The organism is Pseudactinotalea sp. HY158, assembly GCF_009660225.1.
Taxonomy (GTDB): domain Bacteria; phylum Actinomycetota; class Actinomycetes; order Actinomycetales; family Beutenbergiaceae; genus HY158.
In genome coordinates this window covers 2,800,357-2,814,068 of record NZ_CP045920.1, presented here as the reverse complement: position 1 = coordinate 2,814,068, position 13,712 = coordinate 2,800,357, and the positions used below count along the sequence as shown (strand labels likewise).

Genomic DNA, 13,712 nt, shown 5'->3' with positions numbered 1-13,712 from the left:
TGCGGCTGCGATCCGGCCCCGCGGGCTACCCTCGGCTCTTGTGAGTGGAGCACCGATCGGCATGTTCGATTCCGGGGTGGGCGGACTGACCGTGGCCCGCGCCGTGATCGACCAATTGCCGAACGAGTCGATCTACTACATCGGCGACACCGCGAACGCCCCGTACGGCCCGCTGCCGATCGCGACCGTGCGCGCCCACGCCCTCGCGATCATGGACCGGCTCGTGGCCGCCGGCGTGAAGATGCTCGTCATCGCCTGCAACTCCGCCTCCGCCGCCGTCCTGCGCGACGCCCGCGAACGGTACACGATCGGCCGGGGCGTGCCCGTGGTCGAGGTGATCCAGCCGGCCGTGCGCCGGGCCGTGGCCGCCACCCGCAGCGGCCGGGTCGGGGTGATCGGCACCCGCGCCACCGTGGACTCGCGGGCGTACGAGGACGCCTTCGCCGCCGCGCCCCACCTGCACCTCACCACGAACGCCGCCCCGCGGTTCGTCGAGTTCGTGGAGCGCGGGCTCACCTCCGGCCCGGAGGTCCTGGCCGCGGCGCGCGAGTACCTCGCCCCGGTCATGGCGGCCGACGTCGACACCCTCGTGCTCGGCTGCACCCACTACCCGCTCCTGACCGGCGCGATCTCGTACGTGACCGGTGAGGCCGTCACGCTCGTGTCGTCGGCCGAGGAGACGGCCAAGGATGTCTACCGCACGCTCGTGGCCCACGGTTTGGAGCGGCGCGAGTCGTCCCCGCCGGAGTACACCTTCCTGTCGACCGGTGACCCGGCGGCCTTCGACCGGCTCGCCCGGCGTTTCCTCGGCCCCGATGTGGGGGCGGAGAGCGCGCTGGCCGTCACCGGTGAGATCCCGATCATTCGAGAGGCCCCATGAAGCTCACCGTCGTCGGCTGCTCCGGATCGGTCTCCGGGCCGGAGTCCGCCTCCTCCTGCTACCTCCTCCAGGCCGAGGACCGGGGAACGATCACCTCGGTCGTGCTCGACCTCGGCTCGGGCGCGTTCGGCCAGCTCCTGCGCTTCGTCGACCCCGGCACGCTCGACGGCGTGCTGCTCTCCCACCTGCACGCCGACCACGTGGTCGACACCGCCGCGCTCGAGGTGCACCTGAAGTACGCCCCGACCGGCCCCTACGCGCCGATGCGGGTGTTCGGCCCGGAGGGCACGTCCGAGCGGCTCGCGCAGATCGCGGGCGACGACGGCGCCGAGTCCCCCTTCCGGGTCGAGGCGTGGCGGCCGGGGGAGCGGGTGCGGCTCGGCTCGCTCACGATCGAACCGTTCCCCGTGCTGCACCCGGTGCCGGCGTTCGCGCTGCGCATCACCGGCCCGGGGGAGCGGGCCGGCACCACGCGCGTGCTGACCTTCACCGGCGACACGGACCTGTGCGAGGGCGTGAGCCGGGCGGCAGACGGGGCCGACCTGCTGCTGGCCGAGGCCGCGTTCGAGGAGGGTCGCGATCACGTGCGCGGCATCCACCTGACCGGTCGGCGCGCCGGGGAGCTGGCGAGCGGGTCCGGCGCGAGGCGACTCGTGCTCACCCACATCCCGCCGTGGACGAATCCGGCGACGGTCCGGGCCGAGGCCTGCACCACGTTCTCCGGGCCGGTCGACCTGGCCGCACCGGGGGCGTGCTGGTCGCTGTAAGACCGGGCCTCAGCCCGCGAGGTCGATCGCCACGACCGGCTCGGTCGTCGGCTGCGGGGAACCGCCCGCCGGTTCGATGGTCACGGCGAGTGTCGTCCCGGCCGCAAGCCGGTCGACGTCCGTGCGCGCCGTACCCGCGCGGAGCTCGATGATCCCCTCGGAGACCGCGCCGCCGGCACCGACCGCCCAGAGCTGGTAGGTGCGTCCGCTTCCGGCGGGGGGCACTCCGCGCATGACGAACAGCCCCCGACCGCCCGCGGCGACGACGACCGCGCGGCCACCGCCGGCGACGTCCTGCGCGTAGAGGGTCGCGCCGGGGCGGGCCAGCGCCTCGATCACGGCGCTCGCCCGGTCGCGCGCGCCTCGGCCTGACGCGACTCCTGCACGGCGATGCCCGTCGGCACGGCGATGGCCGCGACCACGGCCGCGGCCGCGGCCCAGCGGGCGATCCGCCATCCCCGCCCGTGCCGGCGCGAGGCCGCGGCGAGGTCGATCGGTGGGCGCTCGTCCACCGGGCCGGAGTCCTGCTGCGGCTCGGTGGCGACGGCGCGGAGCACCGCGGCGCGCACGTGTTCCGGCGCGGGCACGGCGTCCTGGGCGGCGAGCGCGGCGACGGTCTCACGCAGGGCCCGGGCCTCGCGCGCGAGAGCGGGGTCGGCGGAGATGGCGTGCTCGACGAGCGCGCGTTCGGCCGGTTCGACGGCGTCCAGCGCCCAGGCGGCGAGCAGGTCGGCGGTCACCCTGGGATCGTTCACGAGCCCACCTCCAGGCAGCGTTTCAGGGCCATGAGCCCGTCCCTCATCCGGGACTTGATCGTCGGCAGGGCGACGCCCGTCTCCGCGGCGACCTGCCGGTATGTGCGCCCGCCGTAGTAGGCCCGGTCGATCGCCTGGCGCTGCAGGTCGGTGAGCGTGTCGAGACAGCGGCGCACGCGCCGGCGCTCGTCGTCGTCCTCGACGTGCTGGGACACGGCGTCGAACGGGACCTGCTGGTCGCGGACGCCGACGAACTCGTCCCGGGCGCGTTGGGAGGAGACGGCGCGGACCCGGTCGATCGCGCGCCGGTGGGCGATCGTGGCGACCCAGGCGGGCACGCTGCCGCGGTCCTCGTCGAAGTCGGGGGCGTGGCGCCACACGTCGATCATCACTTCCTGGGTGATCTCTGCCGACAGATCGGGGTCGCGCACGACCCGCAGCGCGGTGCCGTGCACCATCGGTGAGAGCGCGTCGTAGACCTCGGCGAAGGCCTGCTGGTCGCCGCGGCCGACGCGTCGCATGAGCACCGCCAGGTGCGATGCGTGGACGTCGGTCAGGGAGGACACGGACCCAGTATGACGAGCCGTGCCCGCTTCCCGCGACGGGGGCCGGTGGGCCGTGCCACCGGCGACGGCGGCGAGCCGGTGGTTCCGGCCCGCCGCCGCGGGATGTGCCGGGTGCGTCAGTTGAGAGCCTCGTCGAGGGAGTCGATCGCTCCGGCGAGGGTCTGCACGTGCATCGCGAGCCCCTCGGCGATGGCGTCTGCGGGGAGCGCCCCGTCCGAGATCGTGGCGAAGAAGTCACCGGCGTCGCCACGGTAGTCGTCGAGGTCGACGAGTGCCTGCTGGGCGGCCGCGTCGTCCCCGCCGGCGATGGCGACCGCGTAGTCCACGAAGTAGCCGATGTGGGTGCGCCACAGGTCGAGGAACGCCGCCCCTTTGTCGTCCCCGGCGAGGGAGCCGACCGCCTCGCTCAGCCTGACCGAGTTCCCGTCGAGGGTCGCCGCCGCGGCCTTGAACGCCTCCGAGTCGGGGCCGCCGTCGGCGGTGTAGGCGGTGAAGACGGCGATCGAGGCGAGGTACACGTGTTCCTGCAGCAACTGGGTCAGGTTGGTGCGCAGGGTCGAGGCCTCGTCGTCGGGGTCGCCGCTCATGCCGGTGGCGGCGACGAGCCCGTCGGCGATGACGCCTGCCGCCGTGCTCACGTGCGCGGCGGCCTGCTGCAAGGTGTCGTAGGCGTCGGGGCTGCCTGCGGCGAGGTCGTCGATCGCCGCGCTCAGGGTCTCCACGTGCATGGAGAGCGCGTCGGTCATCGTCGCGGCGGGAAGGTGACCGTCGCTGATCTTGTCGAAGAAGGCGCCTGCATCCTTCGTGTACTGGGTGAGCTCGGCGGTGGCCTTGTCAGCTCCGGCCTCGTCCTGGCCGGCGACGGCGACCGCGTAGTCCACGAAGTAGCCGATGTGCGTGCGCCACAGGTCGAGGAACGCCGCCGCGTTCTCGTCCCCGGCGAGGGAGCCGACCGCCTCGGACAGATCGACCGAGTTCTCGTCGAGGGTGGCCGCGGCGGCGTCGAACTCCGGCGAGTCCGGGCCCGCCGCATAGGCGGTGGCGACCGCGATGCCGGCGAGGTAGACGTGCTCCTGCAGCAGGGCGGTGAGGTTCGCGCGCAGGGTGGCGGCGTCGGAGTCCGCGTCACCGGGCAGGTCGAGGGCCGTGACGAAGCCCGCGGCCAGGGTGGCGGCGGTGCCCGGCATGTGCGCGGCGGCGGTGCGGGCGTCCTCGAACGGGTCGCCCGTGCCCGTCGGCTGGACGGCGCTCGGGGCCTCGGAACTGGTCGGCTCCGCGGATTCCTCGGGCGTCTGGCTCATCGTGTCGGGTGGGGAGGCGCTCGGCTCGTCGTCGCCCGTTCCGCATGCCGCCATGCCCAGCATCAGGGCGAGCGCGGCGGGGACCGTCGCGGCCTTGTGGATCGATCGCATGATGTGCTCCTCATTCGGGTGTCGTGTTCTGTCACCCGGGGTTCGGAGCGGTCGCGGGGGCGGATGGGTCCGGTCCGGAATTCGTCTCCCACGGCCTGTTCGAGTGGGGCGCGGGGCGGGGTCAGAGCGTGGGCAGGCGCACCGTGGTCGCGCCGCCGACGCCGGTGAAGCGGTCCTCCTGGCAGGTGAAGAGCACGACCTGGGCCTGGCGTCCGACCGTGGCGAGCACGAGGTTGAGGGCCTCGAGCCGCTGGGCGTCGGCGAAGCCGAGGGTGTCGTCGAGGATGACCGGGGCGCCCTCGTCGGCGTCGATCAGCTGGGCGCACGCGAGCCGGCCCAGGAGGGCGAGCTGTTCGCTGGCACCGGCCGAGAGCGAGTCGAAGGGCACGGTGTCGCCGCCGAGGGTGCGGGAGACGATCTGCAGGTTCTCGTCGATCTGCACGCCGAACTCCGGCCCGAACACGAGCCGGCCGAGCCGGTCGATCGCGTCCCGGAACGGTGCCACGTACTTGCGGTGGGCCTCGTCGCGGTGGCGATGGATCGTCTCGCGGAGGAGCCGGATCGCCCGGGCGGACCGGTCCAGTCGCTCGTGGGCGGCGCGTGCCGCCCCGAGCTCGGCCTCGGCGGCCGCGAGCCTGTCGTAGATCCCGGCCTGGGCGCTCTCCTCGAGCAGGGCACGCACTCCGACGAGTCGCTCCCGCGTGCCCGCCAGCCGCTCACGCGCCGAGACCAGTGCCGCGTCGGCGTTCGTCAGCTCGAGTTCGACGCGGTCGGCGTCGGCGCCGACGAGCTCCGCCCGGGCGGCCGCAGCCGCTCGGACGGCCCGGTCCAGCGCCGCGGCCGCGGACTCCACCCCGAGGGCCACGGCCTCGTCCGTCAGCGTGGACCGGGCGCGGTCGAGCCGCTCCTGCTCCACGCGGTGCTCCTCGCCCTGCTGCTCCACGGCGACCTGCGCGCGCATGAGGGCGGTCTCGGCCTCCCGGCTCGCGGCCTGGGCCGCCTCGAGCGCCCGCTGCGCCTCGGTGTTCGCGCGCTCGGCGCGGGCGGCCGCCTCCTCGGCCTCGGCCGCCGCGGTGCGTAGTTCGTCGACGGAGGCGTCCGGATCCTCGGACAGCACCCCGACTCGCGCCTCGAGAGTCGCCGCCCGTTCGGCGAGCTCGGGGATGCTCTGCCCGTCGAGCAGTGCCGTCAGGGTGCTCACCGCCCGGTCCCGGGCGGTGAGCGCCTCGGTCTGCTCCTCGGCCACTCGGCGCGCCTGCGCCAGGGAGGCGACGCCGGCGCCGGCGAGCGCCTCACGCAGTGACTCCTCGGCCCGGGTGAGGTCCCCTTCGAGATCGGCCGGCCCCGCTCCGGGGTGGATCTCCACCCGCAGCACGCCGGCGGCCTCGACCGTCACGGCGTCGGTGGCATGCCGGGTCTCGGGGGCATCGATCGCGGCGCCGTTCACGAGCACGGACACCTCACCGAGAGGCTGCACGAGCACCCGGGCCGCCGCGGCCTCCCGGGCCCGCCGAGCCAGGGTCACCCGGGTGGCCAGATCGGTCAATCCCGCAAGGGTCGAGGCGTCGACCCGCGGCCCACCCTCGAGCGTGGCCACCGCGGTGAGTCGATGCCCGTCCGCCTCGCGGGCCCGGTCGAGCCGCCGCCGGAGCTCGATCAGCGCCGTGGAGTCCTGCGCTCGTTCGAGTGCCTTGGTCGCCCGGGCCGCGCGACCGCGGCCCTCCTCGAGGTTCGTGCCCGCCACCCGGGCGCGCTCCCGGGCCTCGCCGAGTCGCTCACCTGCCGGCCGGGCCGTCTCGGCCAGGTCGGTCGCCTCCAGCCGGATCGCGGCCAGGTGGTCGGTGCGACGGGCCAGCGCAGAGATCAGCTCCTCGCGCGCCTCCCGGGCAGCGGCCGCCTCGGTGCGCGCAAGCTCGGCCCCGGCCAGGTCCCGGTCGCGTTCCTCCGCGCGTTCCCGCAGCTGCTCGAGCGCCCGATCCCGGGCCCGCCACGTCTCCAGCCGGGCGCCGGCCCGGCCGATCCGTTCCTGGTCGTCGATGAGCAGGGCCGATTCACGCTCGTGATCGCTCGTGCGTCGGTCCATGACGCGACTCTGCTCGCGCAGGTCGGCCGCCGCCGACTCGAGGCCCGGCAGCCTCGCGCCGATCTCCCGGTACTCGCCGGTGGGCCTGCCCGTCGAGGTGAAGAACCGCCTGTACTCCGCCTCGATCCGCTCGAGCAGCCCGTCGTGTCCCGCGCCGTCCAGCCCGGGCTCGCCTGCCTCGTGCCCGGCGCCCGCCGCCGTGCGATCGAGCGCGGCGTGGAGGGCGCCGATCTCGGCCAGCTGCGGGCGCTCGAGGGACATCCCCTGGGCCACGTCGAGCGCCGAGAGCAGGTCCAGATCCACGGTCTCGGCCAGGATCTGCCCGAACCGGTCGTGGGCCTGATCCCCGCTCAACTGCTCGTGCCGGGGTGCGCTCACCTCGAGCTCGGTGAAGGCATCCCGGATCCACCGCTTCGCGTACCTCATCCGGTACCCGCCGCTGCTCAGGTGCACCTCCACCTCGGGGCCGACGTCCCGGCCCACCGGCTGCACCGACTTGACGGCCTGACTCTTCGAGGAGTGCTTGACCTCCCGCAGCAGCCGGATCGCCTCCCGCACCGAGGACTTGCCCACCTCGTTCGGTCCGGAGACGATCGTGACCCCGGGGGAGAGGTCGACGACGGACTCCGACACGCCGCGGAAGTTGCGCAGCCGCACCCGCTCGAGCCTCATCGGAGCGCCTGCGTGTACTGGTAGAGGCGGGCCAGGGCGTCCTGGGCGACGGCGGCCTCCTCGTGGTCACCGCGGGCGGAGGCGACCAACTCGCCCACCGCGGCCTCGGCGAAGCCCGTGAGCCCCAGCCCGGTGAACTCGGCCTGCTCGGGCACGACCGCCAGGTCGTAGTGCCGCCACCAGTGATCGAGCCGGGCGAACAGGTCCCGGGCCTCGTCGAGCACCTGATCCAGCCGGGCCTTCGCCCGGGTCGAGAGCGATCCGCTCGCCTTGATCCAGGCGGCCGTGCGCTCCTTGTCGGGCAGCGCGGCCAGCGTCGCGGCGAGCTCCTCCACATCGGCCTCGTCGAGGAGGTCGGCCACGATCGTGGCGAAGGCCCACCGGCCCGTGCGCACCCGGGTCACGGCGACCGACCGATCCGATTCGTCCACCTCGACCACGAGCACGTGGCCCGGGTCGACCTCCCGGCGGGCCGTGACCTCCGGGGTGCCCGGATACCAGATTCCGGTGGCGACCTCGGTCGCGGAGTGCCGGTCGCCGAGGATCGCCGCGTGCACGCGCCCCTCCGCGATCGCGGCCTCGAGCCCGGGCACGTCGATCACGGCCGCCGACTCCTGATCCGGCTCGAGGGTGCTCACCGCGCCGTGCCCCACGAGCACCCGGGTCGTGCCCGCGGGCGCGGGCCCGAGCGGCCCGTAGGCGCCGGCCACCAGATCCGTCAGTGGCCGCTTGGAGAACCACGGCGCGCCCACGACCTCGACGCCCGGGACCACCTCGACCGGCTCCGAATCCCGCAGCACGCGCACGTGCGGCGGCACCCGGCTCGCGAACGCCGCCGAGTCGTACAGGCTCGCGGCATCGAGCGGATCGTGGTTGCCCGGCACGAGCACGACCGGCACCGTGAACTCCGCCAGCGCCTCGCACGCCCGCGCCACGATCGCCCGGTCGAGCTGATTCGACTCGAACACGTCCCCGCCGACCACGACGAACGCGGCCTCGTGCTCCCGGGCGATCGCCGCGATCGCACGCACGGCGTCGAGGCGAGCCTGATGAAAACGCGGGCGGGCGTCGTCCTCGAGGAAGTTCGCGGCCATGCCCAGCTGCCAGTCCGCGGTCGCTACGAAACGCATCGAATCCTCCCATCGAGAGTCGTTCCGCCATCGTGACAGAACCCGCCGACATCGCCGCGACCATCCGCGATCGGGTGGTCGAACCGTGACCTGGACCACGCTGCCGGGGCCTCCCGGCACCTGCGTTCTTGACCAGTCCTTGAGACCGTTACGCTCGAGTCATGACGATCGACTCATCCGATACCCCGGCTCACGGCATCGCATCCGGATCACGATCCGGCGCGGTCGAGGAGATGCCCGATGAACTGCGTCACGACGTTCGGCTGCTGGGCGACCTGCTCGGCCGGGTGCTCACCGAGGCCGGCGGCGCCGATCTCCTCGCCGACGTCGAGCGCCTGCGGGAGCTGACCATCCGGGCCTACGCCGCGCCGGGATCCGAGGCGTTCGAGCAGGCCGAAGCGCTCGTCGAGGCGTTCACGCTCGACCGGGCCGAGGAGGTCGCCCGCGCGTTCCTGTGCTACTTCCACCTCGTCAACCTCGCCGAGGAGGCCCACCGCGTGCGCGTGCTGCGCAGCCGTGAGGACGCCGTCGCGGCCAGTCCCGAGGACTCCCTCGCCGGCACGATCGCGTACCTGCGCGAGACCTACGGTGAGGAGGCCGCCCGCGCGCGGATCGCCGAGCTCGAGTTCCGGCCCGTGCTCACGGCCCACCCGACCGAGGCCCGCCGCCGCGCGATCAACGCCTCGATCCGGCGCATCACCGACCTGCTCGCCGGCCGCGGCGACACCCGCCTGGGCGCCTCCGCGCTCGCGGCGAACGAGCGCTCGCTGCTGACCGAGATCGACACCCTGTGGCGCACCTCGCCGCTGCGGCTCGACAAGCCGACCCCGCTCGACGAGGTGCGCACGGCGATGGGCGTCTTCGAGGCGACCCTGTTCCGCACGCTCCCGCAGGTGTATCGGCGCTTCGACGACCTGCTCGGCGGCACCGACCCGCACGCGCCGCTCGCCCCCGCGTTCGTGCGGCTCGGCTCCTGGATCGGCGCGGACCGCGACGGCAATCCGAACGTCACGGCCCCGATCACCCGGGCCGCGGCGGGCATCGCGAGCGAGCACATCCTGTCCGCGCTCACGGCCGCGACCCGCGAGGTCGCCGTCCTGCTCACCCTCGACGCGACGACCACTGCGCCTTCGCCGGAGCTGACGAAGCTGTGGAACACCCAGCGCTCCCTCGCGGTCGAGGTGGCCGACGAGATCGCCGCGGGCGCCCCCGAGGAGCCCCATCGCCAGGTCATGGGGATGGTGGCCGAGCGGCTCGCGGCCACCCGCGCCCGCGACGCCGACCTCGCCTACCCCTCCCCGGAGGCGCTGCTCGCGGACCTGCGCACGGTGCAGGATTCGCTCGTGACCGCCGGCGAGGTCCGCCGCGGCTACGGCGAGCTGCAGGATCTCATCTGGCAGGTGGAGACCTTCGGCTTCCACCTCGCCGAGTTCGAGGTGCGTCAGCATTCCGAGGTGCACCGGCGCACGCTCGCCGACCTCGCGGCGGTGGCCGAGAACGGCGGCGAGCTCTCGGACATGTCCAAGGAGGTGCTCGACACCTTCCGCGCGATCGGCTCGGTCCAGCGCCGCCACGGCGAGCGGGCCGCGCACCGCTACATCATCTCGTTCGCCACGTGTGCGGACGACGTCGGATGCGTCTTCGCGCTCGCGGAGGCCGCGTTCGGCTCGCCCGAGGACGTGCCCGCACTCGATGTCATCCCCCTCTTCGAGACCTTCGACGACCTGCACGCGGCCCCGGGCGTGCTCGACGACATGCTCGCCCTCGAGCCCTACCGTGCCCGGCTCGAGGCGACGGGCCGGCGGGTCGAGGTGATGCTCGGCTACTCCGACTCCTCCAAGGACGTGGGGCCGGTCTCGGCGACCCTCGCCCTGTACGAGGCGCAGGAGAAGATCGCCGCCTGGGCGCGGCGCAACGACATCGAGCTCACCCTGTTCCACGGCCGCGGCGGGGCGCTGGGGCGTGGGGGCGGCCCCGCGAACCGGGCCGTGCTCGCGCAGCCACCGGGCTCGGTCGACGGCCGGTTCAAGCTGACGGAGCAGGGGGAGGTCATCTCCGCCCGCTACGGCGACCCGGTCATCGCCACCCGGCACATCGAGCAGGTCGCCGCGGCCACCCTCATGCAGGGCACCGAGGCGATCTCCCAGCGCAACGACGACGCCGCCCACACCTTCGCGGGCCTGGCCGGTCGCCTCGACGAGATCTCCCGGGCGCGGTTCTACGATCTCGTGCACTCCGAGGGCTTCGCGCCGTGGTTCGCCACCGTGACCCCGCAGGAGGAGGTGGGGTGGCTGCCGATCGGCTCCCGCCCGGCCCGTCGCGGGCTGAGCGTGGAATCCCTCGAGGACCTGCGGGCGATCCCGTGGGTGTTCGCCTGGACCCAGGCGCGCATCAACCTGACGGGCTGGTTCGGGCTGGGCGCCGCGCTCGCGGGCGTCGGCGACCTGGCGGAGCTCCAGCGGGCCTATGCCGAGTGGCCGCTGTTCGCCACGATGATCGACAACGTCGAGATGTCGCTGGCCAAGACCGACACCCGGATCGCCAAGCGCTATCTCGCCCTCGGTGACCGGGAGGACCTGGCCACGATGGTGCTCGAGGAGATGGCCCTCACCCGGGACTGGATCGTGCAGATCACCGGCCAGGAGCGGCTGCTGGCCGGGCACCGGGTGCTCGGCCGGGCGGTGCAGCTGCGCAGCCCCTACGTCGACGCCCTGAGCCTCATCCAGCTGCGCGCACTGCGCGGGCTGCGCTCGACCGACGGCTCCGACGAGAGCGCCGATAAGCAGAACCGCCGACTCATGCTCATCTCCGTCAACGGCGTGGCCGCCGGGGTGCAGAACACCGGGTAGTGCGCATCGCCCCTGCCAGCGGGGAGGATCGACCACCCGGTGCGTGGACGATCCTCCCCGCTCGGCTGTGCGGCCCGGTGTGGGGGCGGTCGGCCACTCGTGAGGTGGTCGATCCTCCCCGCTGGGCTGTATAGGAGCGGATGCGCCGGCAGCGTCGATCACGTCGGATAGGAGGAGCCCATGCGGCGGATTCCCGCGCGGACACGCTTCCGCCTCATGATTCTCATCCAGGAGTGGATGCAGGGTCATTCCCGCGACGCCGAGGTCGGGGACGCGCGGCGGCTCGCACTCGTGGCGCTCTCGAGCACCGCGTACCGGGATCGAGAACGCGCACGGGTCGCGGCGGTCGATGAGGCGAACCGGCGTCGCGATCCCTCGATCGAACCGATCCGACCCGTGCCGCGCGGAGCATTGACGCTGACGTTCGTGGGATTCCTGCTCGGGGCCGCCGGAATCGTGCCGCTTCTCAACCAGGGCACGATCACGCGCCGAAGCGCCCCGTTGTTCTCGGCCGAGGAGTGGATGATTCCGGCCGGCATGTTGGCGCTGATCTCGATCGCGCTGCTGGCATGGCTCGAGCCGTTGCGTGCCCGCGGAAGGATCTATCACGGCGGCTGGGAGGCGGCCGGCTACCTCGTGCCCGGATCCATCCTGGTCGGGTTCCCGATCTATCAGGCCGTCTTCGCATTGGACGATATTCGCGATCCGGAGGGGTGGACGCGGGTGATCGCCGGCTCGCTCATGATGTGCGGCGCGGGCGTCTGGGCGATCCTGCTGTGGCGGCGGGGCCGGGCCTCCGACGCCGCCGGCCTGCTCTTGGAGCATCACGACCCGTTGGCGGGACTCACGCGCCGGACCGATGCCGAGGAGATCTATGTCGCACTCGACGCCTGGTGGGAGCGGGAGGCGCAGCGCCAACTCGACGCGAGGCCCGAGTCGTTGGAGGCGGCTGCGGCCTTGGCCCTCGAGTGGCTGGCGAACAACGGGGTGCGGGTGCGGCTGAAGAAGGGCACCGCGCTGACGCGGGGCGTCCCGGCCGCCCGGTGGCGGGAACCGCGCGGATAGTGCGTGCCGCTCCGCCGGGTGGCGGGGGAGACGGCCCGGCACGGCCGGCCCGAGTCGGGGTGGAGAGCGGAACCCAGTAGGCTCGAATCCATGAGTTCGATGACCCGCGCCGATGGGCGCCGCCCCGATGAACTGCGATCCGTGACGTTCCAGCGGGGGTGGTCCGACCACGCCGAGGGCTCGGTGCTCGTGCAATTCGGCGGCACCCGGGTGCTGTGCACCGCCTCGTTCACGGCCGAGGTGCCGCGCTGGCGCAAGGGGTCCGGTCTCGGCTGGGTCACCGCCGAGTACGCCATGCTGCCCCGGGCCACGACCACCCGCTCGTCCCGGGAATCGGTCAAGGGCAAGATCGGCGGCCGCACCCACGAGATCTCCCGGCTCATCGGCCGCTCCCTGCGCGCGATCATCGACCTGGCCGCCCTCGGGGAGAACACGATCGTGCTCGACTGCGACGTGCTCCAGGCCGACGGCGGCACCCGCACCGCCGCGATCACCGGTGCCTACGTGGCGCTGGCCGACGCCGTGGCCCACGGCCAGCGGACCGGCGACATCGCCGCCTCCGCGACCGTGCTCACCGACTCCGTGGCCGCCGTGTCGGTCGGGATCATCGACGGCACCCCCATGCTCGACCTGCCCTACGTCGAGGACGTCCGCGCCGACACCGACATGAACGTCGTGGTCACGGGCTCGGGCTCCTTCGTCGAGGTGCAGGGCACCGCCGAGGGCGTGCCCTTCCACCGCGCCGAACTCGACTCCCTCCTCGACCTCGCCCTCGCCGGCACGGCGAGCCTGACCGAGCTGCAGCACCGGGCCCTCGCCGCCGACCTGCCCGGCCGCACCGCCCCCGCCCCGATCGCCGCCGCGCCGACCGGGACCGGCGCATGAGCGCTGCCCGGCTCGTGCTCGCAACCCACAATCCGGGCAAGCTGACCGAGCTGCGGGCGATCCTCGCGGGCGTGCTCGCGGCCGACGAGATCACCTCCGCGGCGGAGCTCGGAACGCCCGACGTCAAGGAGACCGGGGTGACGTTCGCCGAGAACGCCCTGATCAAGGCCCGCGCCCTCGCCCGCGCCACCGGGCTCGTGGCCGTGGCGGACGACTCCGGCCTCGCCGTCGACGTGCTTGGCGGCGCACCCGGCATCTTCTCCGCCCGCTGGGCCGGCCGCCACGGCGACGACCGCGCGAACCTCGAACTGCTGCTCGCCCAACTCGCCGACATCGCCCCCGGCCACCGCCAGGCGGCGTTCGTCTGCGCCGCCGCCCTCGTGACCCCGGACGGCCACGAACACGTCGAGCACGGCTACCTCGCGGGCACGCTCACCACCGAGCCCCGGGGCGACGGCGGCTTCGGCTACGACCCGATCCTCATGCCGACCGGCCGCGACGTGACCACCGCCGAGATCCCCGCCGAGGAGAAGAACGCCATCTCCCACCGCGGCCAGGCCTTCCGCGCACTCACGCCGCACATCGGCCGCGCCCTGGGGCATGACCATCGTCCCAGCGGGTCCGCGGGCGGGCCTGCCAGAGTATGAC

General features: G+C 73.6%; 10 protein-coding genes and 1 pseudogene. 6 read left to right on the top strand and 5 right to left on the bottom strand.

What is annotated here, in order from left to right:
• Positions 1-61 precede the first annotated feature (61 nt).
• Together murI and GCE65_RS12295 are read left to right on the top strand one after the other, a co-directional pair.
• Complete coding sequence (gene murI, locus GCE65_RS12300) at positions 62-880, top strand: glutamate racemase (RefSeq protein WP_228759939.1); 819 nt, start codon at positions 62-64, stop codon at positions 878-880.
• Entirely contained in the window at positions 877-1,647 is a 771-nt protein-coding gene (locus GCE65_RS12295) for an MBL fold metallo-hydrolase (protein ID WP_153878600.1), read from the top strand. The genes murI and GCE65_RS12295 overlap by 4 nt, the downstream gene beginning before the upstream one ends.
• A 9-nt stretch (positions 1,648-1,656) precedes the next feature.
• On the opposite strand, the pseudogene GCE65_RS16315 reads toward GCE65_RS12295, so the two are convergent.
• From GCE65_RS16315 to GCE65_RS12265, 5 genes and pseudogenes are all read right to left on the bottom strand, one after another.
• Positions 1,657-2,166, bottom strand: a pseudogene (locus GCE65_RS16315) (anti-sigma factor domain-containing protein); the annotation flags it as partial.
• Between the two features lie 232 nt (positions 2,167-2,398).
• A complete protein-coding gene (gene sigK, locus GCE65_RS12280; RefSeq protein WP_228759938.1) occupies positions 2,399-2,968 on the bottom strand; it encodes an ECF RNA polymerase sigma factor SigK in 570 nt (189 codons plus the stop codon).
• 116 nt (positions 2,969-3,084) lie between these two features.
• Positions 3,085-4,380, bottom strand: coding sequence for a hypothetical protein (locus GCE65_RS12275; protein ID WP_153878597.1), 1,296 nt, complete (start codon positions 4,378-4,380; stop codon positions 3,085-3,087).
• 121 nt (positions 4,381-4,501) lie between these two features.
• Positions 4,502-7,135 (bottom strand): AAA family ATPase, encoded by a 2,634-nt coding sequence (locus GCE65_RS12270; RefSeq protein ID WP_153878596.1) that lies wholly within the window; start codon positions 7,133-7,135, stop codon positions 4,502-4,504.
• The gene (locus GCE65_RS12265) at positions 7,132-8,265 is read right to left on the bottom strand and encodes a metallophosphoesterase (RefSeq protein WP_153878595.1); all 1,134 of its coding nucleotides are present in this window, start codon (positions 8,263-8,265) and stop codon (positions 7,132-7,134) included. Before GCE65_RS12265 ends, GCE65_RS12270 begins: the two co-directional genes overlap by 4 nt.
• Before the next feature lie 161 nt (positions 8,266-8,426).
• Between GCE65_RS12265 and GCE65_RS12260 the strand changes: the two genes are divergently transcribed.
• From GCE65_RS12260 to rdgB, 4 genes are all read left to right on the top strand, one after another.
• Positions 8,427-11,114, top strand: a complete 2,688-nt coding sequence (locus tag GCE65_RS12260; protein ID WP_370460119.1) for a phosphoenolpyruvate carboxylase — start codon at positions 8,427-8,429, stop codon at positions 11,112-11,114.
• Between the two features lie 180 nt (positions 11,115-11,294).
• Positions 11,295-12,179 carry a hypothetical protein gene (locus tag GCE65_RS12255; protein WP_153878594.1) on the top strand — a complete coding sequence of 295 codons (885 nt, stop codon included), beginning with the start codon at positions 11,295-11,297 and terminating at the stop codon, positions 12,177-12,179.
• Positions 12,180-12,269: 90 nt separating this feature from the next.
• A complete protein-coding gene (rph, locus tag GCE65_RS12250; protein WP_153878593.1) occupies positions 12,270-13,064 on the top strand; it encodes a ribonuclease PH in 795 nt (264 codons plus the stop codon).
• The gene (gene rdgB, locus GCE65_RS12245) at positions 13,061-13,711 is read left to right on the top strand and encodes an RdgB/HAM1 family non-canonical purine NTP pyrophosphatase (RefSeq protein ID WP_153878592.1); all 651 of its coding nucleotides are present in this window, start codon (positions 13,061-13,063) and stop codon (positions 13,709-13,711) included. The genes rph and rdgB overlap by 4 nt, the downstream gene beginning before the upstream one ends.
• The last annotated feature ends 1 nt before the right edge of the window (position 13,712 follow it).

Excerpts from the sequence above, each read along its gene's own strand:
- murI (WP_228759939.1), top strand. The coding sequence starts at position 62 with ATGTTCGATTCCGGGGTGGGCGGACTGACCGTGGCCCGCGCCGTGATC.
- GCE65_RS12295 (WP_153878600.1), top strand. The coding sequence starts at position 877 with ATGAAGCTCACCGTCGTCGGCTGCTCCGGATCGGTCTCCGGGCCGGAG.
- GCE65_RS12275 (WP_153878597.1), bottom strand. The coding sequence starts at position 4,380 with ATGCGATCGATCCACAAGGCCGCGACGGTCCCCGCCGCGCTCGCCCTG.
- GCE65_RS12270 (WP_153878596.1), bottom strand. The coding sequence starts at position 7,135 with ATGAGGCTCGAGCGGGTGCGGCTGCGCAACTTCCGCGGCGTGTCGGAG.
- GCE65_RS12265 (WP_153878595.1), bottom strand. The coding sequence starts at position 8,265 with ATGCGTTTCGTAGCGACCGCGGACTGGCAGCTGGGCATGGCCGCGAAC.
- GCE65_RS12260 (WP_370460119.1), top strand. The coding sequence starts at position 8,427 with ATGACGATCGACTCATCCGATACCCCGGCTCACGGCATCGCATCCGGA.
- GCE65_RS12255 (WP_153878594.1), top strand. The coding sequence starts at position 11,295 with ATGCGGCGGATTCCCGCGCGGACACGCTTCCGCCTCATGATTCTCATC.
- rph (WP_153878593.1), top strand. The coding sequence starts at position 12,270 with ATGAGTTCGATGACCCGCGCCGATGGGCGCCGCCCCGATGAACTGCGA.
- rdgB (WP_153878592.1), top strand. The coding sequence starts at position 13,061 with ATGAGCGCTGCCCGGCTCGTGCTCGCAACCCACAATCCGGGCAAGCTG.